Origin of the sequence: Serinicoccus shuyuelongi (assembly GCF_045032955.1) — a bacterium.
Taxonomy (GTDB): domain Bacteria; phylum Actinomycetota; class Actinomycetes; order Actinomycetales; family Dermatophilaceae; genus Ornithinicoccus.
The window spans coordinates 54,363-74,867 of the sequence record NZ_JBJFZU010000010.1 but is presented as its reverse complement, the minus strand read 5'-3'; the positions used below and the strand labels follow the sequence as shown (position 1 = coordinate 74,867).

Annotated in this window: 22 protein-coding genes; 9 read left to right on the top strand and 13 right to left on the bottom strand. The window is 72.6% G+C overall.

Going from position 1 to position 20,505, the window contains the following annotated elements; all coding sequences use genetic code 11:
* Nucleotides 1-84: 84 nt before the first annotated feature.
* The gene (locus tag ACI3EY_RS12215; RefSeq protein ID WP_405040555.1) at nt 85-810 is read left to right on the top strand and encodes a hypothetical protein; all 726 of its coding nucleotides are present in this window, start codon (nt 85-87) and stop codon (nt 808-810) included.
* An 11-nt stretch (nt 811-821) separates the two neighbouring features.
* Here the strand turns inward: ACI3EY_RS12215 and ACI3EY_RS12210 are convergent, their stop codons facing one another.
* A complete protein-coding gene (locus ACI3EY_RS12210) occupies nt 822-2,318 on the bottom strand; it encodes a threonine/serine exporter family protein (RefSeq protein ID WP_405040554.1) in 1,497 nt (498 codons plus the stop codon).
* Nucleotides 2,319-2,388: 70 nt separating this feature from the next.
* Here ACI3EY_RS12210 and ACI3EY_RS12205 point away from each other — a divergent pair, with 70 nt between their 5' ends.
* Nucleotides 2,389-3,900: an aminopeptidase P family protein gene (locus ACI3EY_RS12205; protein WP_405040553.1), complete on the top strand. Its 1,512-nt coding sequence runs from the start codon at nt 2,389-2,391 to the stop codon at nt 3,898-3,900.
* A 63-nt stretch (nt 3,901-3,963) separates the two neighbouring features.
* Here the strand turns inward: ACI3EY_RS12205 and ACI3EY_RS12200 are convergent, their stop codons facing one another.
* Nucleotides 3,964-4,482 (bottom strand): YflT domain-containing protein, encoded by a 519-nt coding sequence (locus ACI3EY_RS12200; protein ID WP_405040552.1) that lies wholly within the window; start codon nt 4,480-4,482, stop codon nt 3,964-3,966.
* A 378-nt stretch (nt 4,483-4,860) separates the two neighbouring features.
* Between ACI3EY_RS12200 and ACI3EY_RS12195 the strand changes: the two genes are divergently transcribed.
* From ACI3EY_RS12195 to ACI3EY_RS12185, 3 genes are read left to right on the top strand one after another with little or no spacing between them, the layout of a single operon-like run.
* Nucleotides 4,861-6,147 carry a magnesium transporter MgtE N-terminal domain-containing protein gene (locus ACI3EY_RS12195; RefSeq protein ID WP_405038358.1) on the top strand — a complete coding sequence of 429 codons (1,287 nt, stop codon included), beginning with the start codon at nt 4,861-4,863 and terminating at the stop codon, nt 6,145-6,147.
* Complete coding sequence (locus tag ACI3EY_RS12190) at nt 6,140-6,772, top strand: DUF1003 domain-containing protein (protein WP_405038359.1); 633 nt, start codon at nt 6,140-6,142, stop codon at nt 6,770-6,772. Before ACI3EY_RS12195 ends, ACI3EY_RS12190 begins: the two co-directional genes overlap by 8 nt.
* A 53-nt stretch (nt 6,773-6,825) precedes the next feature.
* Nucleotides 6,826-7,968, top strand: a complete 1,143-nt coding sequence (locus ACI3EY_RS12185; protein ID WP_405038360.1) for an Mrp/NBP35 family ATP-binding protein — start codon at nt 6,826-6,828, stop codon at nt 7,966-7,968.
* A 4-nt stretch (nt 7,969-7,972) separates the two neighbouring features.
* On the opposite strand, the gene ACI3EY_RS12180 is transcribed toward ACI3EY_RS12185, so the two are convergent.
* The 3 genes from ACI3EY_RS12180 to sigE form a co-directional block, all read right to left on the bottom strand.
* Nucleotides 7,973-8,368, bottom strand: coding sequence for a Sec-independent protein translocase family protein (locus ACI3EY_RS12180; protein WP_405040551.1), 396 nt, complete (start codon nt 8,366-8,368; stop codon nt 7,973-7,975).
* A gap of 62 nt (nt 8,369-8,430) precedes the next feature.
* Nucleotides 8,431-9,624, bottom strand: coding sequence for a S1C family serine protease (locus tag ACI3EY_RS12175; RefSeq protein ID WP_405040550.1), 1,194 nt, complete (start codon nt 9,622-9,624; stop codon nt 8,431-8,433).
* 27 nt (nt 9,625-9,651) lie between these two features.
* Nucleotides 9,652-10,302, bottom strand: coding sequence for an RNA polymerase sigma factor SigE (gene sigE, locus ACI3EY_RS12170; protein WP_405040549.1), 651 nt, complete (start codon nt 10,300-10,302; stop codon nt 9,652-9,654).
* Between sigE and ACI3EY_RS12165 the strand changes: the two genes are divergently transcribed.
* Nucleotides 10,301-10,933, top strand: a complete 633-nt coding sequence (locus tag ACI3EY_RS12165; RefSeq protein WP_405040548.1) for an O-methyltransferase — start codon at nt 10,301-10,303, stop codon at nt 10,931-10,933. The genes sigE and ACI3EY_RS12165 overlap by 2 nt on opposite strands.
* A gap of 115 nt (nt 10,934-11,048) precedes the next feature.
* Here the strand turns inward: ACI3EY_RS12165 and ACI3EY_RS12160 are convergent, their stop codons facing one another.
* Entirely contained in the window at nt 11,049-11,216 is a 168-nt protein-coding gene (locus ACI3EY_RS12160; RefSeq protein WP_405038365.1) for a DUF3117 domain-containing protein, read from the bottom strand.
* Nucleotides 11,217-11,388: 172 nt separating this feature from the next.
* Here ACI3EY_RS12160 and ACI3EY_RS12155 point away from each other — a divergent pair, with 172 nt between their 5' ends.
* Nucleotides 11,389-12,186 (top strand): PaaX family transcriptional regulator, encoded by a 798-nt coding sequence (locus tag ACI3EY_RS12155; RefSeq protein WP_405040547.1) that lies wholly within the window; start codon nt 11,389-11,391, stop codon nt 12,184-12,186.
* Nucleotides 12,187-12,206: 20 nt separating this feature from the next.
* The gene (locus tag ACI3EY_RS12150; protein WP_405040546.1) at nt 12,207-13,010 is read left to right on the top strand and encodes an enoyl-CoA hydratase/isomerase family protein; all 804 of its coding nucleotides are present in this window, start codon (nt 12,207-12,209) and stop codon (nt 13,008-13,010) included.
* A gap of 6 nt (nt 13,011-13,016) precedes the next feature.
* On the opposite strand, the gene ACI3EY_RS12145 is transcribed toward ACI3EY_RS12150, so the two are convergent.
* Genes ACI3EY_RS12145 through ACI3EY_RS12130 form a run of 4 tightly spaced genes read right to left on the bottom strand, consistent with a single transcriptional unit; the run spans nt 13,017 to nt 15,972 of the window.
* Nucleotides 13,017-14,258 (bottom strand): hypothetical protein, encoded by a 1,242-nt coding sequence (locus tag ACI3EY_RS12145; protein WP_405040545.1) that lies wholly within the window; start codon nt 14,256-14,258, stop codon nt 13,017-13,019.
* Nucleotides 14,255-14,890: a DNA-3-methyladenine glycosylase I gene (locus tag ACI3EY_RS12140; protein ID WP_405038369.1), complete on the bottom strand. Its 636-nt coding sequence runs from the start codon at nt 14,888-14,890 to the stop codon at nt 14,255-14,257. The genes ACI3EY_RS12145 and ACI3EY_RS12140 overlap by 4 nt, the downstream gene beginning before the upstream one ends.
* Nucleotides 14,874-15,209, bottom strand: a complete 336-nt coding sequence (locus tag ACI3EY_RS12135) for a DivIVA domain-containing protein (protein WP_405038370.1) — start codon at nt 15,207-15,209, stop codon at nt 14,874-14,876. Before ACI3EY_RS12135 ends, ACI3EY_RS12140 begins: the two co-directional genes overlap by 17 nt.
* A 34-nt stretch (nt 15,210-15,243) precedes the next feature.
* A complete protein-coding gene (locus tag ACI3EY_RS12130) occupies nt 15,244-15,972 on the bottom strand; it encodes an LOG family protein (protein ID WP_405038371.1) in 729 nt (242 codons plus the stop codon).
* Between the two features lie 79 nt (nt 15,973-16,051).
* Between ACI3EY_RS12130 and ACI3EY_RS12125 the strand changes: the two genes are divergently transcribed.
* Entirely contained in the window at nt 16,052-16,909 is an 858-nt protein-coding gene (locus ACI3EY_RS12125; protein WP_405040544.1) for a hypothetical protein, read from the top strand.
* Between the two features lie 7 nt (nt 16,910-16,916).
* On the opposite strand, the gene ACI3EY_RS12120 is transcribed toward ACI3EY_RS12125, so the two are convergent.
* The 3 genes from ACI3EY_RS12120 to ACI3EY_RS12110 are packed head-to-tail and all read right to left on the bottom strand — an operon-like array spanning nt 16,917 to nt 20,473.
* Entirely contained in the window at nt 16,917-18,221 is a 1,305-nt protein-coding gene (locus ACI3EY_RS12120) for a citrate synthase (protein WP_405040543.1), read from the bottom strand.
* Between the two features lie 44 nt (nt 18,222-18,265).
* Nucleotides 18,266-18,592 carry a ferredoxin gene (gene fdxA / locus ACI3EY_RS12115; RefSeq protein WP_405038374.1) on the bottom strand — a complete coding sequence of 109 codons (327 nt, stop codon included), beginning with the start codon at nt 18,590-18,592 and terminating at the stop codon, nt 18,266-18,268.
* Between the two features lie 60 nt (nt 18,593-18,652).
* Nucleotides 18,653-20,473: a VanW family protein gene (locus ACI3EY_RS12110; RefSeq protein ID WP_405038375.1), complete on the bottom strand. Its 1,821-nt coding sequence runs from the start codon at nt 20,471-20,473 to the stop codon at nt 18,653-18,655.
* Nucleotides 20,474-20,505 lie beyond the last annotated feature (32 nt).

Below are 20,505 nucleotides of genomic sequence, written 5' to 3'. Positions count from 1 at the left end.
CACACGGTATGCGCTCGGCCGATGGGGTCATACTGGAACCTCACCCCTGACGTGCCGCTCGGCGCACCCGACCCGAGGAGAAGAATGACCCCCACCCGTCGGTCCCTGACGACCCTTGGCGCCGCCACCTTGCTCGCCACCCTCGCGCTGACCGGTTGCGCGGAGGAGGAGCCCACCCAGGAGCCGTCGACCAGCTCCTCCCCCGAGGACGAGGCCGCCACCAGCGCGCCGCAGGACGCCGACGAGGCGGAGCAGACCGAGCCGCCCGAGGACGCCGCGGTCACCAGCGCCCCGGCCGACGACGCGGAGGAGACCGAGCCGCCCGAGGACGCCGCCGTGACGAGCGCGCCGGAGCCGGAGGCCGAGGAGGTCGTCCTCACCTCGTTGGACGACACCTTCGAGGTGAGTCTGCCCGAAGGCTGGGAGGACGTGACGGACACCGTCGAGGAGGAGTCCGTGCTGGTCGCCGCCCGGCAGACGGAGCGGCTCGACGACTTCTACACCAACGTCGTGGTGACCCAGGAGGAGTACGTCGGCAACCTGACCTCGGCGGTCGAGAACACCGCCGAGCAGCTGGCCGGTGAGGACGGCGAGTACGAGATCCTGGAGCCGGCCGAGGTCGACGGGCACCTGGCGCCGGGCTACACGCTCACCCGGGAGGTGCAGGACCTCACCGTGCAGCAGACCCAGCGCTGGATCTCCCGGGACGGGACGCTGCACGTGGTGACCTTCTCAGCGGTGCAGAGCCAGGCGGAGGACGTGGCACCGGTGCTGGACGAGCTGCTGGCCAGCTGGACCTGGACCGACTGAGCACGGGCGCCTCAGTCGATGGCGCCTGCGGTGCCGCGCGAGCGGCGCCGGGCCCGGATGGCCGCCCGGTCCAGCCCGAACTTGCGGCGCGCGAAGAACCCGCCGATCGCCAGCCCGGCCGCCAGACCCAGCCCGGTGGACAGGGCCGCGACGAAGTGGATGATGGCGTTCGCCACCGTCACCGGGGTGTTCTGCATGATCAGGTAGAGCCCGCGGTACACGGACAGTCCGGGGAGCAGCGAGACGATGCTGGCCGTCGCGATCGCGGCCTCCGGGACCCGCAGCCGGCGGAACGCGGCATACGCCAGGGCCCCCACCACGGAGGCGGCGATCGCGACCGCGACCGGGGAGGCGATGCCGACCAGCAGCAGCACCTCGAGCACCAGCCAGGCCAGCGCGGAGATGAGGATGCTGAGCACGGTGGCCCGGCGGCCGGCGTAGGTGGTCAGGCAGAAACCGAGGGCGATCAGCATGGCGCCGATCGTGCTGATCAGGGGGGTGCCACCGAGCACGATGATCGGCGAGGCCTGCATCGAGACGCCGAACCATCCGGCGATCCCCAGCACCAGCGAGACGCCGACCGCGATCCCGAGCGTGAGCATCAGGACCTCCAGCCCCCGGGCCCCGGCCGTCACGTAGTAGCCGTCGAGGGCGTCCTGGGCGGCGCCCAGCACCCCCAGCCCGGCCAGCAGCACCACGATGCCCGAGATCACCACCACGGACGGGGCCTCACGGCCCAGGGCATACATGCCGAGCGCGATCGCCGCCGGGATCGCGGCGCTGAGGATCTGGCTGAAGAACGCCGCGACACCCCAGATGTAGAGCCAGCGCTGCACCCGGTCCACCAGCGCCGCCGAGAACGCGGCCACCAGCCACATGAAGGGTCCGGCGCCGAAGAGCATGACCACCCCGACGGACATCACCGCGGCACCGACCGTCACCAGCCAGCGCCGGTAGGGGTGCGGCGAGGCGAGCAGGTCGGAGAGCCGCTCCCGGGCCACGTCCACGTCGGCCAGCGGACCGGCGGTGCCCGCGGAGGCGACGATGTCGTCGATGTGCTTCTGCACGGCCTCGAGCCGGGTGTAGTCCGGGGAGCGGTCGGTGATGACCCGCATCACGGTCAGCGGGTCCTCGGTCTCACCGCGGTGGATAGACACCGAGATGGACGTGTAGGTGATGTCCACGTGCATCGCGACGATGCCGTAGGCGTGCCCCAGCCGGAGCACGGTGGCCACGGTGTCCGCCGCTGAGGCACCGGTGGAGAGCAGGGCCTCACCGACGCGCAGCGCGAGGTCGATCACCGCCCGGGCGTGCCGCTGGGAGATGTCGTCGAAGGCCGAGCGCTGACCGAGCGGGATGGTCGGCGGCGAGGTGCTCCGGACCACGTGCACAGCCGCGTCGCGCAGGTGCCGACCCAGCCGCGAGGCAGGCATCAGCTGCCGGCGCGCGATGCGCTGGGGGCCGGTGACCTCGCCGGGCATGTCCGTGAGGGGTGTGTGCTCGCTCATCGGTGCCCAGCCTAGGGCTCCGCGCTGACCGTCACGTCGGAGGTTCCCGGGCAGCACCTAGGATGGCGAGGTGAGTGAGAAGCAGCACAAGGCAGAGCATCGGAACCGGCCGACCGGCGAGGCCTTCATGGCCTTCATGCGGGACGGCTGGGCACCCCGCACCGGCTCCCTCCCGGAGCTGACCGAGGCGGCGAGGTATGCCGCAGCGCGGCGGGAGGTGCTGGCCGCCACCTTCCCGGGCGAGCGCCTGGTGGTCCCCGCCGGCGGGCTGAAGATCCGCAGCAACGACACCGACTACGTCTTCCGCCCGCACAGCGCTTTCGCGCACCTGACCGGGCTGGGCGCCGACCGGGAGCCGGACGCGGTGCTGGTGCTGGACCCGCTGCCCGAGGGCCGACACCGGGCCACCCTGTACTTCGCTCCGCTCGCGGACCGGGACAGCCCGGACTTCTTCACCGACTCGCGGGTCGGTGAGTTCTGGGTGGGGGCCCGCCCGACGCTGGACTCGGCGTCGGCCGAGCTGGGGCTCACCACCCGGCACCTGGCCGAGCTGGACGACGCCGTCGCCAAGGACGTCGGCCCCTCCGGCCTGGCCGTGCGGGTGGTCCGCGAGGCGGACCGCGAGGTCGCCGGGATCGTCGACAGGATCCGCACCCAGGCCGGCCTCGCCTCCACCGAGGCGGTGGAGGCGAGCGCGCAGGCGGACGCCGAGCTGTCCCGTGCGCTGTCCACCCAGCGCCTGGTCAAGGACGACTGGGAGGTCCGCCAGATGGAGGAGGCGGTGCAGTCCACCGCGACCGCCTTCGACGCCGTCGTCGAGCAGCTCCCCGAGGCGGTCCGCCGCGGACGTGGCGAGCGCTGGATCGAGGGGGTCTTCGGCCTGCACGCACGGCACACCGGCAACGGCGTGGGCTACGACTCCATCTGCGCGGCCGGGGACCACGCCACCACGCTGCACTGGATCCGGAACACCGGCGAGGTGCACGAGGGCGACCTGCTGCTGCTCGACGCGGGCGTGGAGACGGACTCCCTCTACACCGCCGACGTGACCCGCACGGTGCCCGTCTCCGGGACGTTCACCGAGGTGCAGCGCCGCGTCTACGACGCCGTCCTGGAGGCGCAGGAGGCCGGGCTGGCGGCGGCCCGACCGGGCAACAGGTTCCAGGACGTGCACGCCGCCGCCATCGAGGTCATCGCCCGGCACCTCCTCGACTGGGGGCTGCTGCCCGAGGGCATCACGCTGGAGCAGACCCTGGACGCCCAGGAGGGACAGTTCCACCGCCGGTGGATGGTGCACGGCACCAGCCACCACCTGGGCATCGACGTGCACGACTGCGCCCAGGCGTTGCGGGAGGACTACGTGGAGGGGGAGCTGCGCGAGGGGATGGTGCTGACCGTCGAGCCCGGCCTCTACTTCAAGGCGGACGACCTGCTGGTGCCCGAGGAGCTCCGCGGGATCGGTGTCCGGATCGAGGACGACGTGGTGATCACCGCCGACGGCGCGCGCAACCTGTCCGCGATGCTTCCTCGCACCGCCGACGAGGTCGAGGCCTGGGTCCAGGGCGGGGGCCGGCGGGGCTGACCGCAGCCGACGCCGCGGACCCGGCCCCGCGGACCGCGCGGCGCCAGGTCAGGTCAGGTCAGGTCAGGTCAGAGTGGTTGTCCCGGGGCGGGAGTCCAGCAGCTCGCGCGCACGCTCGGCGTGCTTGTGCTCGGTCAGCACCTCGTACCGGGTGGCCACCACCTGGCTGACCGAGGTGAAGTCGCGGCGGCCGCGGGTGAGGGCATACCCGATCAGCCCCCAGACCAGGCCGAAGACGGCACCGAAGAGGATGGACCCGATCACCGTGACCAGGGCGTCCCGGGGGCCGGCGAAGAGGGCGAAGACGAGGCCGACGAAGAGGCCGAGCCAGATGCCGGACAGCGCTCCCCCGATCGCGACCCGCCCGGTCGTCAGCCGTCCGGTGACCCGTTCGACCTGCTTCAGGTCGGTCCCCACGATGAGCACGTGCTCGACCGGGAACTCCTCGTCGGAGAGGAAGTCGACGGCCGCCTGGGCGTCCGCGTACTGCTCGAAGACACCGAGGCTGCGGGGGTAGTCGAGGTCCAGGGTGGGACCGGGAAGGGTGCGGGGCGCGCCGACGGGGGAAGTCACGGTGCTCATTGTGCCAACTCCCCGGCCCGGCCGCGACAGCAAAGGACCCCCGTACGCCGGGCGGCGTCGGGGGTCTGCGGGTGTGCTCGGGTCAGCGCCGGAAGAAGCGGCGACGCGGGCGGACGGGACGCTTCGCGACATCCTCCGCCAGGGTGTGGCGGTAGGCGCGGTCGGCGGTCGGACGGTATGCGATCAGGCTGCCCATGAGGGTCTGCTGGTCCTTTCGGTTGCTGCGATGGGTCTGCGCGACGCTGCGACAGGAAGAGTGAGAGGTGCGGCCGCCCCGAGGGGCGGACCAGCACTTCTCATGTATGAGATACGCCCTGGTGAGGCGGGATATTCCACTGCGTGACGTGCCTCACGGGACACGGTCGATAGTCTGGCCCGGTGAGCACCCCCCGCGTCTTCGTCGCCCGGCTGAACGGGCTCAGCGTGTTCGACCCGTTGGGTGACGAGGTCGGTCGGCTGCGTGACGTGGTGGTCACCCTCGGCGGCCGGGCCGCGGCCCAGGGGCCGCGGGTGATCGGGCTGGTCGTGGAGGTGCCGGGGCGTCGCCGGCTCTTCGTCCCGATCACCCGGGTGACCTCGATCGACGTCGGGCAGGTGATCACCACCGGGCTGGTGAACATGCGCCGGTTCGAGCAGCGGGCCGGGGAGACCCTGGTGGTGGGTGAGCTGTTCGACCGCCAGGTCACCCTCGCCGACGGCGACGAACGTCACCCGGCCGTCGTGGAGGACATCGCGATGGACCGGCAGCGCAGCGGTGACTGGCGGCTGACCAAGCTCTTCGTGCGCCGCGGCCGCGACGAGCAGGCGCGACGCGGACTGCTCCGGCGCCGACGTGGGGAGACCCTGCTGGTCGACATCCAGGTCGTCGACGGACTCGCCGAGCAGGGCCCCCCGCAGGCTGCGACCGCCCTGCTGGAGGCCTACGAGGACCTCAAGCCGCAGGACCTCGCCGAGGCGATCCACGAGCTCTCCGTCCGGCGGCGCACCGAGGTCGCCGACGCCCTGGACGACGAGACGCTGGCCGACGTGCTCGAGGAGCTGCCGGACGACGACCGCCTGGAGATCCTCACCCACCTGCCCACCGAGCGGGCGGCCGACGTGCTCGAGGCCATGCAGCCGGACGACGCCACCGACCTTCTCTCCGACCTGCCGGAGGACGTACAGGAGCAGCTGCTCCAGCTGATGGAGCCGGACGAGGCCGCGGACCTGCGCCGGCTGCTGACCTACGACGAGAACACCGCAGGCGGGCTGATGACCACCGAGCCGGTGATCCTGGGCCCCGACGCCAGCATCGCCGAGGCGCTGGCGCTGGTGCGGCGCGAAGAGCTCCACCCCGCGACCGCCTCGCTGATCTACGTCACCCGACCCCCGCACGAGACCCCCACCGGTCGACTCCTCGGCAGCATCCACATCCAGCGGCTGCTGCGCGAGGCGCCCCACCAGCCGGTCGGCTCGGTGCTCGACACGGACATCGACCCGGTCCCCCCGGAGGCCTCGCTGGGCACCGTCACCCGGGCCCTGGCCGCGGACAACCTGGTCGCGCTGCCGGTCGCCGACGCCGAGGGTCGGTTGCTGGGCGCGGTGACCGTCGACGACGTCCTGGACCACATCCTCCCGGACGACTGGCGCGAGGGCGGGACCGGCGAGGTGGGCAGCCATGTCTGAGCCGACCTCCCGCCGACCGGTCCGCGACCAGGCCGCCCGTAAGCGCACCGCCGGGTCGTCCCGCACGGTGGGCCTGGACCAGCCGCTGGCCAAGCAGCCCCGCTGGATGCCGCAGCGGCGGATGGACCCGGAGAGCTTCGGCGCCTTCGCCGAGCGGTTCGCGAGGTTCATGGGCACTGCCCGGTTCCTGGTCTACATGACGCTCTTCGTCATCGTCTGGATCGCCTGGAACACGGTGCTGCCGAACGGGGCGCGCTTCGACCCGTACGCCTTCATCTTCCTGACCCTGATGCTCAGCCTCCAGGCCTCCTACGCCGCGCCGCTCATCCTGCTGGCCCAGAACCGGCAGGACGACCGGGACAAGGTGCAGATGGAGCAGGACCGCACGCGCGACGAACGCACCCAGGCGGACACCGAGTTCCTCACCCGGGAGGTCGCCGCGCTCCGGCTCTCGATGCGCGAGCTCGCCACCCGTGACTTCGTCCGGTCCGAGCTGCGGGACCTGCTCGAGGAGCTCGAGGAACGGGCCGAGGAGCGCGGTCGGCGGGCCGCGCTGGAGCAGCTGCGGACGGAGCCGGGCGACCGCGGCGGCGGTGACCAGGCACCTCCGCGGCCACCCGGCTGAGCCCCCTCCCCCGGGCGGCGGCACCGGCCCCGAGGACGCCTACCATGGAGGGTATGCCCGCCCCCAGCACCGAAGCCCTGCACGCCGCCCTCGCGACCGTCGACGACCCGGAGATCAGGAAGCCGATCACCGAGCTCGGCATGCTCGAGTCGGTGGAGGCCGGCGAGGACGGCCAGGTCCAGGTCACCGTCCTGCTGACGGTGCCCGGCTGCCCGATGAAGGACACCATCACCCGCGAGGTCACGAAGGCGGTGTCCCAGGTGGAGCACGTCACCGGGGTCGACGTCCGGCTGGGGGTGATGAGCGACGAGCAGCGTGGGTCGCTCAAGGACCAGCTGCGCGGTGGCCAGGCGGAGCGGGAGATCCCGTTCGCCCAGCCCGACTCGCTCACCACCGTGTATGCCATCGCCTCCGGCAAGGGCGGTGTGGGCAAGTCCTCGGTCACCGTGAACCTGGCCGTCGCGCTCGCCGAGGAGGGCCTGCGGGTGGGGGTCGTCGACGCGGACATCTACGGCTTCTCGGTTCCGCGGATGCTGGGGGTCTCCCAGCCCCCCACCCAGGTCGACGACATGATCCTGCCGCCGGTGACCGAGCAGAGCGGGGTGAAGGTCATCTCGATCGGGATGTTCGTGCCGGGCAACCAGCCGGTGGTCTGGCGTGGGCCGATGCTGCACCGGGCCATGCAGCAGTTCCTGGCCGACGTCTACTGGGGCGACCTGGACGTGCTGCTGCTGGACCTGCCCCCGGGCACCGGCGACATCGCCATCACCGTCGCTCAGCTGCTGCCCAGCAGCGAGCTGATCGTGGTCACCACCCCGCAGCAGGCCGCGGCCGAGGTGGCAGAGCGGGCCGGTGCGATCGCCCTGCAGACCCACCAGCGCCTCGCCGGGGTCATCGAGAACATGTCCTGGCTGGAGATGCCGGACGGCTCCCGCCAGGAGCTCTTCGGCAGCGGGGGCGGCCGCTCGGTGGCCGAGTCGCTGTCCCGCTCGATCGGCGCCGAGGTGCCGCTGCTGGGTCAGGTGCCGCTGGACGTGGCCCTGCGCGAGGGCGGCGACCAGGGGCTGCCGGTCGTCACCGAGCACCCCGACTCCCCCGCCGCGACGGCCCTGCGCGGGATCGCGCGTCAGCTGGCCCGCCGGGGACGTGGGCTGGCCGGACGCAAGCTCGGCATCACCCCGACCGCCCGGGTCTGAGACCTCAGGTCGCGTCGGTGTCGTAGGGCGTGGCCCGGGTCGGGTCGTGCACCACGCCCCGGCGGGCGGTGGCCGACGACGCCCCCGGCACCGCGGCCATCCTGGTCGCCGGCTTCTCGGTGCCGGGTGCGGCACCCCCCTCGGCCGGGGTGCTGAGCGCCTCCCGCACGATCCGGCGCGGGTCGTACTGGCGAGGGTCCAGCTGGCGCCAGTCGATCTCCTCGAAGCCGGGGCCCAGCTCGTCCTTGAGCTGGCCCTTGGCTCCCTCGGCGAGGTCCCTGACCCAGCGCACGCCGCGGGCCAGCTTGGCGGCATACTCCGGCAGCCTGGCGGGTCCCAGGATGACCAGCGCGGCGAGGACCAGCAGCAGGATCTCGCCGCCGGACAGGTTCCCAATCACGCGTCTCCTCGGTTCGGCACGGTCCGGTGTCTGCAGGCGCGAGCCGGCAGGGTGCAGCCTACCTAGTCGTTCGAGCCCGCCAGCGTGATGCTCACCGTGCGCTCCTGACCGTCCTCGTCGCGGAGCACCATCTCCACGGTGTCCCCCACCGCGTAGGAGCGCAGCGTGACCAGCAGCTCCTGCGAGCCGGCGATCCGTACGCCGTCCACGGAGACGATGACGTCACCGGGACGGACCCCCGCCCGGTCGGCCGGTCCGCCCTCGACGACGGCCTCGCCGCCGTCCTCCCCGGCACCGGGCTGCACCCGGGCACCGTCGCCGGTGTAGGTCAGGTCGATCAGCACCCCCATCACCGGGTGCTCGCTGGTCCCGGTCTCGATGAGCTGGTCGGCGGTGCGGCTCGCCTGCTCCGCGGGGATCGCGAAGCCCAGGCCGATGCTGCCCGCGGGGCGTCCCCCGCCGGCGCCGCTCGGCACCTGGGCGATGGCCGAGTTGACGCCCACCACCTGGCCGGAGAGGTCGAGCAGAGGCCCACCCGAGTTGCCCGGGTTGATGGCGGCATCGGTCTGGATCGCGCTGATGTAGCTGGTGCTCTCCCGGTCCCCGGCGATCACCGGGCGGTCCAGCGCCGACACGATACCGCTGGTCACGGTGCTGTTGAGGCCCAGCGGCGCCCCCACCGCGACCACGGTCTGGCCCACCTGCACGAGCGCCGAGTCGGCGAACGGCAGCGCCACCAGGCCCGCCTGGTCGACCCGCAGCACGGCGATGTCGTAGGCCTCGTCCGAGCCGACCACCTGCGCCGTCAACGGCTCCGCCCCGGGGAACTCCACGCTGATCGGTGCGTCCCCGGCGGCCTCGATGACGTGGTGGTTGGTCAGCAGGTAGCCGTCGGGGCGGATCACGAAGCCGGAGCCCACCCCCAGGTCACCGTCCTCACCGATCAGGATCAGCGCGACGCTCGGCAGCACCGCGCTGGACAGACCGCTGATCGACCCGTCCGTCGGCACCGGCGGGACGGCCGTGTCGGCAGCCGCCGACGACGCGGAGCTCTCGGGGGCGTCGGCGCCCTCCGTCGCGGACGGGTCGCCCGACCCGGCGGCGTCGAGCTGCAGGGCGAGCACCCCGCCGCCCAGACCTCCCAGCAGACCGGCGACCACGGCCACCGCGAGCACGGGCAGCATGCTGCGGCGCACGGGGCGGGGTCGCGACGGCGGACGGTCGGTCCGCGGCGGCTCCTGCAGGGGATCGGTCATGGCAGGAGATTGTGCCAGCGGGTCCGGTCAGCCGAGCGCGGGGGCGGGCCGTGCGAGGGCCACCCCCCGGCTCGCGCCGCGGCTGGGGCGGCGGTGCGCCAGGGACTGGCGCAGCAGGGACCGGCCGCGGTGGATGCGGGAGCGCACCGTGCCCATCTTGATGCCGAGCGTCTGGGCCACCTCCTCGTAGGAGCAGCCCTCGATGTCGGACAGCACGACCGCGGCCCGGAACTGCGGCGGCAGCGCCCCCAGCGCGTGCTGGATGTCGTCGTCCAGGTGCGTCATCGCGTAGACCTGTTCCGGGTCGGTGCCGGAAGCGCGCAGCGGCAGCCGCGCGGCCAGGTCCTCGGTCAGCGCGTCGAAGCGGATCCGCTGCTTGCGACGCACCTTGTCCAGGAAGAGGTTGGTGGTGATCCGGTGCAGCCAGCCCTCGAAGGTGCCCGGCCGGAAGGTGTCCAGCGAGCGGAACACCCGCACGAAGACGTCCTGGGTGAGGTCCTCGGCCTCGTGCGGGTCACCGGTGAGTCGGTAGGCCAACCGGTAGACACGCGGCGAGTGCTCGCGGACGATCTCCTCCCAGCTCGGGGGGACCCACTCTTGCGTCGTCACCGCTCCAGGCTGGCAGGCGAGGCTGGGAGGAGGCTGGACGGGGCGCGCACCGGGATAGGGTGAGCCCATGGCAGCCCCCAAGGCCTCCTCGATCGCCTACACCGAGGACTTCATCAGCCCCCACCCCGTCATCGAGTCCGCCGCCCGGCGGGGTGAGGAGCTCGGCGCCACCCCCATCAGCAGCGGTGCCGGTGCCACCCTGCGGATGCTGGCCGCCGCGGTGCAGGCACGGCACGTGGTGGAGCTCGGCACCGGGGCCGGCAGCTCCGGCCTCTGGCTGCTGCAGGGGATGCCCCGCGACGGGATCCTGACCACGATCGACAGCGACCCGGAGTGCCAGCGCGCGGCCAAGGAGGCCTACGCGGCGGCCGGCATCCCGTCCCAGCGGGCGCGGGTGATCAGCGGTGACGCGGCGTCCGTGCTCGGGCGGCTGACCGACGGTGCCTATGACCTGGTGCTCGTCGACGCGGACGAGGACGGCTACCCGGTCTACGTCGAGGCGGCGCTGCGGTTGCTGCGACCGGGTGGGGTGCTGGTCCTGCACAACATGCTGCTGAACGGCCGGGTCGCCGACCCCGCGGCGCGGGACGAGACCACCTCCACCCTGCGCGACCTGGGCAAGAAGCTGCGCGACGAGGAGGGCCTGGTGCCGGCGCTGCTGCCGGTCGGCGACGGTCTCCTGGTGGCCGTCCGCCGCTGACCGATCTGCTGGCTGGCCCCGACCGTCCCCGGCCGGGCCCCCAATGGACGACCGGACACGACAGCCCCCGGATCGACACGATCCGGGGGCTGTGCTCGTTGCTGGGTGTCCGCTGCTAGCCGACGCACTCCTTGATGGCCACGCCCAGGGCGCTGGCCTCGTCGGCGTTCATCTCCACGACCAGCCGACCGCCACCCTCCAAGGGCATGCGCAGCACGATGCCACGCCCCTCCTTGGTCACTTCCAGCGGACCGTCTCCGGTGCGAGGCTTCATTGCTGCCATGGTTGCCCTTCCTCGTGGCGCGGCCCCTCGGAACCGCCCCCGCCTCGGTGTCGGCGGGAATCGAACACCCACCCATTATTCCCCCCCGGCTCGCGCGCCGCCTAATCGGGTGTGCCCGCCGCCGGGCCCGGGCCGTCGATCGCCGCCCGCCGCCTGCGGCAGACTGGGACCTGTGCACGCCCGCTCCGCCGTCGTCGACCTCTACGGTGACCACCTGCGCCATCGTGGCTGGTGGGCGCCCGTCTCGGCGGTGGTCGCCCTGGCCGCGGAGGTCGACGTGCAGCCGGCCGCGACCCGCACCGCGATCTCCCGGCTCTGCGCCCAGGGGTGGCTCTCCGCCCGGGTCGCGCACGGCCTGCGCGGGTATGCCGCGACCCCCCGCGCGCAGGACCGCTGGCAGGGCGCGCACGAGCGGGTGTACGCCGAGCGGCCGGCCCCCTGGGACGGGCGCTGGCACGTCGTCCACGTGAGCACCGGCGGCGAGCGGCGGCGGCGGGACCAGGTCGCCCGGACCCTGGAGTTCCTGGGCTACGGCCGGCTCGGCGGCGGCGGCTGGGTCAGCCCCCGGCCCAACCCCGAGCTGGCCCCCTCGCTGGAGGGGCTGGCGGTCGGCTGGGTGGCGGTGCACGGCGACCTGGAGCCACCCCAGGACGCCGCGCGGATCGCCGCCCGGGTGTGGGACCTGGACGGCCTCGGCGCGGACTTCGCCGACTTCTCCGCACGGCTGCCGAGCGTGGCGGGGGCGGGCCGGTTGGCGCCGGGCCCGGCCTACTCCACCCGGACCCGCCTGGTGCACGAGTGGCGCAGGTTCCTCTTCCGCGACCCCGCGCTCCCGCCGGACGTGCTGCCGACGTCCTGGCCGGGGCAGCAGGCGCGGGCCCGCTTCCTGGAGGTCGCCGCCACGCTGTCACCGGCCGCGGGTCGGCACGTGGACCATGCCCTGGAGGTGGCCGGGACGGAGCGCGCGTGACCGGTCGGTAGATTGCCCGGATGAGCACGCAGCGCAGTACCCCGCCCGTCGTCCTGACCCACCAGGACGGGGTGGCCACCCTCACCCTGTCCCGTCCCGAGGCGATGAACTCCCTCGACGTCCTGACCAAGGAGACCCTGCTGGACGCGCTCCGTGAGGTCGCCGCCGACCCCGACGTCCGTGTCGTGGTGCTCACCGGGTCCGGGAGGGCCTTCTGCGTGGGCCAGGACCTCAAGGAGCACGTGGGCCTGCTCGAGCAGGACCCGGCCGCCCTGTGGCGCACGGTCGCGGAGCACTACAACCCGGTCGTCGAGCTGATCGCGACCATGGACAAGCCGGTCGTGGCCGCGGTCAACGGGGTGGCCGCCGGAGCCGGGGCCGCCTTCGCCTTCGCCTGCGACCTGAGGTACGTGGCGGCCTCCGCCGGCTTCAACCTGGCCTTCACCGGGATCGCCCTGTCCTGCGACTCCGGCACCTCCTGGTCGTTGCCGCGCCTGGTGGGGACGGCCAAGGCCAAGGAGCTGCTGCTGTTCCCGCGCACGGTGCCGGCGCAGGAGGCCCACGACCTGGGGCTGGCCACCGAGGTGGTCCCGGACGGCGAGCTGGCCGGCCGGGTGGCCGAGGTGGCCGCCACCCTGGCCGCGGGGCCGACGCTGGCCTACGGCGCGGTCCGCCGGTCGCTGGCCTTCTCGGCCGGGCACGGGCTCGGCGAGTCGCTCGCCTTCGAGGAGGAGCAGATGCGTCGCACCGGCACCAGCGAGGACCACCGCAGCGCGGTGGCCGCCTTCCTGGCCAAGGACCGGCCTGTCTTCACCGGGCGCTGAGGCCGCTCACGGCGGGTAGTCGCTGGGCGGGACGAACTGGAACAGGTACCAGACCCACCACACCTGCCAGGCCACCATCAGCGCGGCCAGCACCCCGGTCCGGGTCAGCGCGGCCCATCGGGGCACGTCGGGTCCCGCGCCCCGGGCCCAGCCGGCCCCGGCCAGCACCACGAAGAGCGGGAAGAGCAGCATCAGGTAGCGGTACAGGCTGGTCCACGGGTCCAGCGCGGCGAACAGGTAGAAGGCATACCCCAGGCACCAGGTGCGCAGCGCCAGCCCCAGCCCCGCCGCCCACGGCCCCAGCACGGCGGTCAGCAGCAGCCCCGCACCGACCGCCAGCACCACCAGGCCGAGCACGTCCCCCCACAGCCACTGCGCCCGCTCGATGCTGGGCAGGAAGGGGGTGACGCTCTCCCCGCCCCGCCAGGACGACATGGTCCGGGTGTAGGCGTCCGGGACCCCGGTGCGCCACCAGGCGACCGCCGGCCAGATCAGCCCGGCCAGGCCGCAGCCGACCAGGGCCGCGGCCATGCCCGCGTACTCCCCCCGCGGCACCGGACGTGCGGCGCGGCCCCGCCAGCGGGCCACCACCACGACCAGGGCGACCAGCCCCAGCGGCAGGGCCACCGGACGCGCCAGGCCGGTCAGCAGCGCCACCAGCGCCGCCGCCCACCAGCGCTGCCGGACCAGGAGCCACAGCGCGGCAGCCAGCAGCAGCAGCGCCAGCGACTCGGTGTAGGCGACCTGGAAGGTCGGGGCGCTGGGGTAGGCACCCAGCAGGGTGACCCCGGCCAGCGCGCCCCACCGCCCCACCTGCTCCCGCAGCAGCCCGGCGACGACGACGGCAGCGGCATACCCGAGCACGGTGGCGACCGCCACCCCGGCCACCGCGAAGGACACGCCGGTGAGCGCCATCACGCCCCGCGCCAGCAGCGGGAAGATCGGGTAGAAGGCCCACGGGTTCTGCTGGACGGAGGTGCCGTCGGACCCGGTCGGGAGCCGCCCGGGGTATCCCTGGGTGGCGATCTGCTCGTACCACTGCCCGTCCCAGAGCACGGCGAACTGGAAGAAGACGGGCACCGACGAGCCGTCGTAGACGGACTGGTCCTGGTGGTGGTGCGCGACCTGCCAGAGGATCACCCCGCTGACCAGGCGCAGCACGGTCCAGAGCAGCAGGACGAGCGCCAGGAAACGGGCGTCCAGGAGTCGGCGCACCGGGACGGTGCGCCGAGCGTCGGCCACCGTCATGAGCCGGCGCGCATCCCCGTCAGTCGGGACCCGGACCGCGAGGCGCCGGCCCGGAAGCAGCCCGCCAGGTGGTCGTCGACCAGACCGCACGCCTGCATCGCGGCATACACGGTGGTGGGGCCGATCTGGACGAAGCCGACCTTGCGCAGCCGCTTGGCCAGCTGCTCTGACTCGGGCGTCTGCGCCGGGACGTCGGCGAAGCCCTGCGGGCGAGGGGTCGGCTCGGGAGCGTGCGTCCAGAGCACCTCCTCCAGCCCGCCGTGCTCGCGCAGCGCCACCGTGGCGCGGGCGTTCTCGATGGTCGCCTCGATCTTGCGGCGGTTGCGCACGATGCCCTCGTCGCGCAGCAGCCGCTCGACGTCCGCGGGCCCGAAGCCGGCCACCACGTCGGGGTCGAAGTCGGCGAACGCCCGCCGGAAGCCGGGCCTTTTGCGCAGGATCACCAGCCAGGACAGCCCGCTCTGGAAACCCTCCAGGCACAGCCGCTCCAGCAACGGCGCCTCCCCGTGCACCGGCTTGCCCCACTCACGGTCGTGGTAGTCGCGGTAGTCGGCGTGGTGGATCCCGCTCCACCCGCAGCGCGCCACCCCGTCCGGACCGACGTGCAGGTCCGAGTCAGCCTCGTTCGTCATGCTCACCCCTCCCGGGCACGGCCGTGCCCGTCCTCCGATCTGCCTCCGCGCGCAGGCGGGTGATCTCCGCGTCCCGGTCGGCCAGCTCGGTGCCGAGCAGCTCCAGCACGTCGTCCACCTGGCTCATCCGGTACCCCCGGAAGGCCTGGTCGAAACGCACCGCGGCGATGTCCACGGAGGTGACCGGCCCGGGGGGCAGGGTCACTGCCCCGTGGGTGGCGACCGGGTCCGCGACCCCCGGCACGCCGGTGCGGGTGATCGCCCAGGCCAGCCCCGCACCCACGACGAGCACCGCAGCGACAGCCCCGATGATGATCACGGCACAGATGATGGCACGCCGGTCCGACGCCGCCCTAGCCGCCCTCCCCCGCGGTCATCCAGGCGACCGCCTCGTCGACGTCGTCGGTGACCTTCAGCAGGTCGACGTCCGCCGGTGAGATCATCCCCTCGGACAGCAGGGTGTCGGTGATCCATCCGAGCAGCGGCGACCAGAAGTCCCGGCCGAGGAGGACGATCGGGAAGTTGGTCACCTTGCCGGTCTGGATCAGGGTGACCGCCTCGAAGAGCTCGTCCAGGGTCCCCATCCCGCCGGGCAGCACCACGAAACCCTCGGCGTACTTCACGAACATCGTCTTGCGCACGAAGAAGTAGCGGAAGTTCACGCCCAGGTCCACGTGCTCGTTCAGCCCGGTCTCGAAGGGCAGCTCGATCCCCAGCCCGACGGAGGTGCCGCCGGCGGCGGCCGCCCCCTTGTTGGCCGCCTCCATGACCCCCGGGCCACCCCCGGTGATGACGGCGTACCCGGCCCGGGCGAGCCGGTGACCGACCTGCTCGGCGAGCGCGTAGGTGGGGTGGTCCCGGACGGTCCGGGCCGAGCCGAAGACGGCCACCGCCGGGCCGAGCTCGGCCAGCGCGCCGAATCCCTCCACGAACTCGGCCTGGATCCGCATCACCCGCCAGGGGTCGGAGTGCAGCCAGTCGGCCGGGCCGTGGTCGTCCAGCAGCCGTTGGTCCGTGGTGGTCCGCGGCACCTGGCTGCCCCGCAGGGTCACCGGCCCCTGGTGGTAGTCGCGTCGGGTCACGGCTCGACCCTACGACAGCGCCGTGCCGCCGGAGCGCGTGCGCCCCGGGCCGTGTCGGGAGCCCTCCTAGACTGACCCGGTGCCCCGCTCCCGTCCGCGTCGTCCGCTGGTCCTCCTCGTCGTCGCCGGCCTGACCGTCGGCGCCGCGGTGGTCGGTACCCGCTGGGCGGTGGACGAGCTCGCGCCCGCCCGGTGCGTGTTCACCGCCGCCGACCAGGAGGTCCGGCTGACCCCTGAGCAGGCCGCCAACGCGGCCACCATCGCGGCGGTCGCCGGTCGTCGTGGGCTGCCGCCGCGGGCCACCACGATCGCGCTGGCCACCGCGATCCAGGAGAGCAAGCTGCGCAACCTGCGCTACGGCGACGCGGACAGCCAGGGCCTCTTCCAGCAACGCCCGAGCCAGGGCTGGGGCACGGTGGCCGACGTCACCGACGCGGTCTACGCGAGCAACGCCTTCTACGACGTGCTGGTGCAGGTGGAGGACTGGGAGACCGGGGTGGTGACCGAGGTCGCCCAGGAGGTGCAGCGCAGCGCCTTCCCGGACGCCTACGCCGACCACGAGTGGGAGGGGCGCGTGCTGGCCTCGGTGCTGACCGGGCAGGAGGGCCGCGCGACCCTCCTGGACTGCCGGCTGGGTGACCCGACCGGCACCGGCTCCCCGGCGGAGCTGGCCGACAAGGTGAACGCCCAGCTGGGCATGGAACCGGTCACCGACGGACCGCGGGTCCGGGTCGAGACCGGTGACACGGCGCGCGCGTGGGCAGCCGCCACCTGGGCCGTGAGCCACGCCACCAGCGAGCGCGTCGTCAGCGTCCAGGTGGACGGTATGCGCTGGGACCGGCGCTCCCGGGTCTTCGTCGAGTCCGGGAACGACGACGACGGCGGTGCGGTGACAGGAACGCTGTCACCGACCGCCGTCGTCATCGAGGTGGGCTGAAGGGCTCTCAGCCGCGCTGGTCGACCGGGACGTAGCTGCGCTCGGGCTCGCCGGTGTAGATCTGGCGCGGGCGGCCGATCTTGGTGGCCGGGTCATTGATCATCTCGCGGTACTGGGCGATCCAGCCGGGCAACCGGCCGATCGCGAAGAGCACCGTGAACATGTCGGCGGGGAAGCCCATCGACTCGTAGATGAGGCCGGTGTAGAAGTCCACGTTCGGGTAGAGCTTGCGCTCGACGAAGTAGTCGTCCTCCAGGGCCCGCTGCTCCAGCTCGACCGCGAGCTCCAGCAACGGGTTGTTGCCGGCCTTGGCCAGCATCTCGTGGGCGGTCTCCTTGACGATCGCCGCCCGCGGGTCGTAGTTCTTGTAGACCCGGTGGCCGAAGCCCATGAGCTTGACCCCGTCCTCCTTGTCCTTGACCTTGCGGACGAACTCGCCCACGTCACCGCCGTCGGCCTGGATCTGGCCGAGCATGGACAGCACTGCGCTGTTGGCGCCGCCGTGCAGCGGGCCGGAGAGCGCGTGGATGCCCGCGGAGATGGCGTTGTAGAGGTTGGCCTCGGAGGAGCCGACGAGGCGCACGGTGGAGGTGGAGCAGTTCTGCTCGTGGTCGGCGTGCAGGATGAACAGCTGATCCAGCGCCTTGGCCACGAGCGGGTCCATCTGGAACGTCTCCGTGGGCTGCCCGAACGTCATCCAGAGGAAGTTCTCCACCAGGTTGTAGTCGTTGTTCGGGTAGAGGATCGACTGGCCCTGGCTCTTGCGGAAGGCGTAGGCGGCGATGGTGGGCAGCTTGGCCATCAGCCGGATGGTGGAGATCTCCACCGCCTCCGGGTCGTGCGGGTCGAGCGAGTCCTGGTAGAACGTGCCCATCGCGGACACCCCGGAGGAGAGCACCGACATCGGGTGGGCGTCGCGCGGGAAGCCGTCGAAGAAGTTCTTCATGTCCTCGACGAGCAGGGTGTGACGACGCAGCTTCTGGTCGAACTCCTCGAGCTCCCCGGCGCTGGGCAGGTTGCCGTAGATCAGCAGGTAGCTGGTCTCCAGGAAGGAGGACTGCTCCGCCAGCTGGTCGATGGGGTAGCCGCGGTAGCGCAGGATGCCCTCGCCGCCGTCGATGTAGGTGATCTCGGACGTGCAGGACGCGGTGTTCACGAAGCCCACGTCCAGGGTCACGTCCCCGGTCGTCTTCAGCAGGGCGCTGACGTCGAGCCCGTCGTTGCCCTCGACGGCCGGCACGACCGGCAGGGACAGCTCGTGCTCACCGTGGGTGAGGGTCGCCGCCGGGCGGCTGGTGGTGGGGTCGGTCATCAGTTCCTCCTGGTCATGGGGGGGCCGGGGCCGGGGAAGGTCGGTCACTCGTCGTGGGCCTGCGGGGGGAGCGCCGCGATGATCGGGTGGTCCTTGGCGATGACACCCATCTTGGCCGCTCCACCGGGGCTGCCGAGGTCGTCGAAGAAGTCGACGTTCGCCTTGTAGTACTCGGCCCACTCCTCGGGGACGTCGTCCTCGTAGTAGATGGCCTCGACCGGGCACACCGGCTCGCAGGCACCGCAGTCGACACACTCGTCCGGGTGGATGTAGAGGGAGCGCTCACCCTCGTAGATGCAGTCGACCGGACACTCCTCGATGCAGGCCTTGTCCTTCAGGTCTACGCAGGGCTGGGCGATCACGTACGTCATGAGCACAGACTAAGCCGTCCGGGGCCCTTCGGCCCCACGGGGTGCGCCGGGGCCCACCGGTCAGCGACCGGAGGTCTCGGGGTTCGTGCAGACGATCTCGTCGGCCGCCTGGTAGGTGGTGGTGAACTCGTCCCGTCCCACCTCGTCGCCGCCCTGGCTCAGGATCCGCACGGTACGGATGGTGAAGCCCTCGGCGGGGTTCTGCGGCACGCAGTCCTCGCTGTCGTCGCTGCGCCGCTCCCCCCGGGTCACGTCCTGACGCTCTCCGTCGACGGTGCGCACGGAGTACTGCCGGTCCCCGAGGAAGGTCATGGTGATCTCGTCCCCGCTGATCCCGGCCCGGACCACGACGGGGGTGTCGGTGTCGTTGGTCCACACGTTGTCGATCGAGGGGATCGCCAGGGTCGCCTCACGCCCGGCCGGGTACCGCGCGATGTAGAACGAGTGCGGGGTGTGCGCGTCCAGCTGCACCCCGGCGAACCAGCTGGTGTTGAAGACCACGGTGGAGATCTGGGACAGGCCGCCACCGAGACCCATGACGAGGCGCCCGTCCTGGATCACCGGGGCCTCGACGTAGCCGGCGTCCTCGCTGATGTCGCCGAGCGCCTGGCCGAGGCGGAACTGCTCGCCGGGCATGACCACGGTCCCGTTGACGTTGCGCACGCCGACCCGCAGGTTCTCGGTCCGCGCCTCGTTGGCCGGCCCCGTCGGGAACGCCGAGGTGAAGCTGGCCATCTCGCCGAAGGTCCAGTCCTCGGCGACCGAGTCGGGGATCTGCGGCTGGATGCTGGCGACCTCGGCGGTGACCGTACGGTCCTCACCGGTCGCCCCGAGGGCCGCCGAGACCTCGTCGACCAGGCCGTCGGTCTCCAGGCTGTAGCCGGCTCTCGCCCCGACCGTCTCGACGTCCGAGCCGTCCAGCCGTACCGAGGCGTCCCGTGGACCGCGCTCGAGCTGTCCCAGGTCCTGGCGGACGCGGGCCAGGGTGGCCTCCTCGTCGATCGACAGGGACAGCTCGTCACCGTCCTGCGAGATCTGCAGCAGGGTGAGCAGGTCGCGGCGGCCCAGCTCGGCGGTCGCGCTCTGCTCGGTCTCCCCCGAGCTGCGGGTGGCCTCGACGAGCACCGGTGCGGACAGCGCCGGGTCCAGCTCCTCCTCGGTGAACGCAGCGATCTCCTCCGTGGTCAGGGCGGGCGGGACGAGCATCGCCTCCCCGTCCACCTGCCGTTCCTGCCCCGGCTCCTGCCGTTCGCCCCAGACCTGGTCGACCCACGCGCGGTCGAGCCGTGCCGCGGTGGCCCCGACGTCCAGCGTGCGCCCGTCGACCGCGTCCACCACCTGGACGCCCTCGTCGGTGAGGGAGACCTCACCCTCTACCGGAGCGGTGTCGTAGTCCTGCGCCTGGCGCTGCAGCTCCTCCTCCAGGGCCGACCGGTCGACGGCTCCGACCAGCGTGAGGTCGGTCTCCTCGCCACCGGTCACGTGCTCCCACAGCACCCTGGGGTCGAAGGAGAGCCCGGTGGTGCCGCGCAACGTGGAGTCGAGGTCGAAGGACATCCCTGCCTCCTGGGGTACCAGGTCGAGGGCCTCGTCCCCGTCGCCGTCGCTGCCCGGGCGCAGCTGCACGGTCAGCGGGTCGCTCAGCCGGTCGGCGAGCTCACGGTCCAGCTTCTCCCGGGCCTCGTCCTCGGACAGCGACCCGATGTCCACGCCGGAGACGGAGACGCCGGCCGGCGCGCGGTCCTGGAAGTACAGGGCCACCGCGACGTAGGCGCCACCCAGCACGACGGCCGCGATCAGCAGCCGGAGCAACGCCGGAACCCAACCGCGTCGGTCGGACTCCTCCGTCAGCGTCGTGGGTCGGTCCACGGCGTCGTCCATCGCCTCGTCCTCTCGTCACACATGGTCCCGGG

What these genes read in the sequence shown, in the direction of transcription:
- ACI3EY_RS12215 (WP_405040555.1), top strand. Translation starts at nt 85, where the DNA reads ATGACCCCCACCCGTCGGTCCCTGACGACCCTTGGCGCCGCCACCTTG.
- ACI3EY_RS12210 (WP_405040554.1), bottom strand. Translation starts at nt 2,318, where the DNA reads ATGAGCGAGCACACACCCCTCACGGACATGCCCGGCGAGGTCACCGGC.
- ACI3EY_RS12200 (WP_405040552.1), bottom strand. Translation starts at nt 4,482, where the DNA reads ATGAGCACCGTGACTTCCCCCGTCGGCGCGCCCCGCACCCTTCCCGGT.
- ACI3EY_RS12190 (WP_405038359.1), top strand. Translation starts at nt 6,140, where the DNA reads ATGTCTGAGCCGACCTCCCGCCGACCGGTCCGCGACCAGGCCGCCCGT.
- ACI3EY_RS12185 (WP_405038360.1), top strand. Translation starts at nt 6,826, where the DNA reads ATGCCCGCCCCCAGCACCGAAGCCCTGCACGCCGCCCTCGCGACCGTC.
- ACI3EY_RS12175 (WP_405040550.1), bottom strand. Translation starts at nt 9,624, where the DNA reads ATGACCGATCCCCTGCAGGAGCCGCCGCGGACCGACCGTCCGCCGTCG.
- ACI3EY_RS12165 (WP_405040548.1), top strand. Translation starts at nt 10,301, where the DNA reads ATGGCAGCCCCCAAGGCCTCCTCGATCGCCTACACCGAGGACTTCATC.
- sigE (WP_405040549.1), bottom strand. Translation starts at nt 10,302, where the DNA reads ATGGGCTCACCCTATCCCGGTGCGCGCCCCGTCCAGCCTCCTCCCAGC.
- ACI3EY_RS12160 (WP_405038365.1), bottom strand. Translation starts at nt 11,216, where the DNA reads ATGGCAGCAATGAAGCCTCGCACCGGAGACGGTCCGCTGGAAGTGACC.
- ACI3EY_RS12150 (WP_405040546.1), top strand. Translation starts at nt 12,207, where the DNA reads ATGAGCACGCAGCGCAGTACCCCGCCCGTCGTCCTGACCCACCAGGAC.
- ACI3EY_RS12145 (WP_405040545.1), bottom strand. Translation starts at nt 14,258, where the DNA reads ATGACGGTGGCCGACGCTCGGCGCACCGTCCCGGTGCGCCGACTCCTG.
- ACI3EY_RS12140 (WP_405038369.1), bottom strand. Translation starts at nt 14,890, where the DNA reads ATGACGAACGAGGCTGACTCGGACCTGCACGTCGGTCCGGACGGGGTG.
- ACI3EY_RS12120 (WP_405040543.1), bottom strand. Translation starts at nt 18,221, where the DNA reads ATGACCGACCCCACCACCAGCCGCCCGGCGGCGACCCTCACCCACGGT.
- fdxA (WP_405038374.1), bottom strand. Translation starts at nt 18,592, where the DNA reads ATGACGTACGTGATCGCCCAGCCCTGCGTAGACCTGAAGGACAAGGCC.
- ACI3EY_RS12110 (WP_405038375.1), bottom strand. Translation starts at nt 20,473, where the DNA reads ATGGACGACGCCGTGGACCGACCCACGACGCTGACGGAGGAGTCCGAC.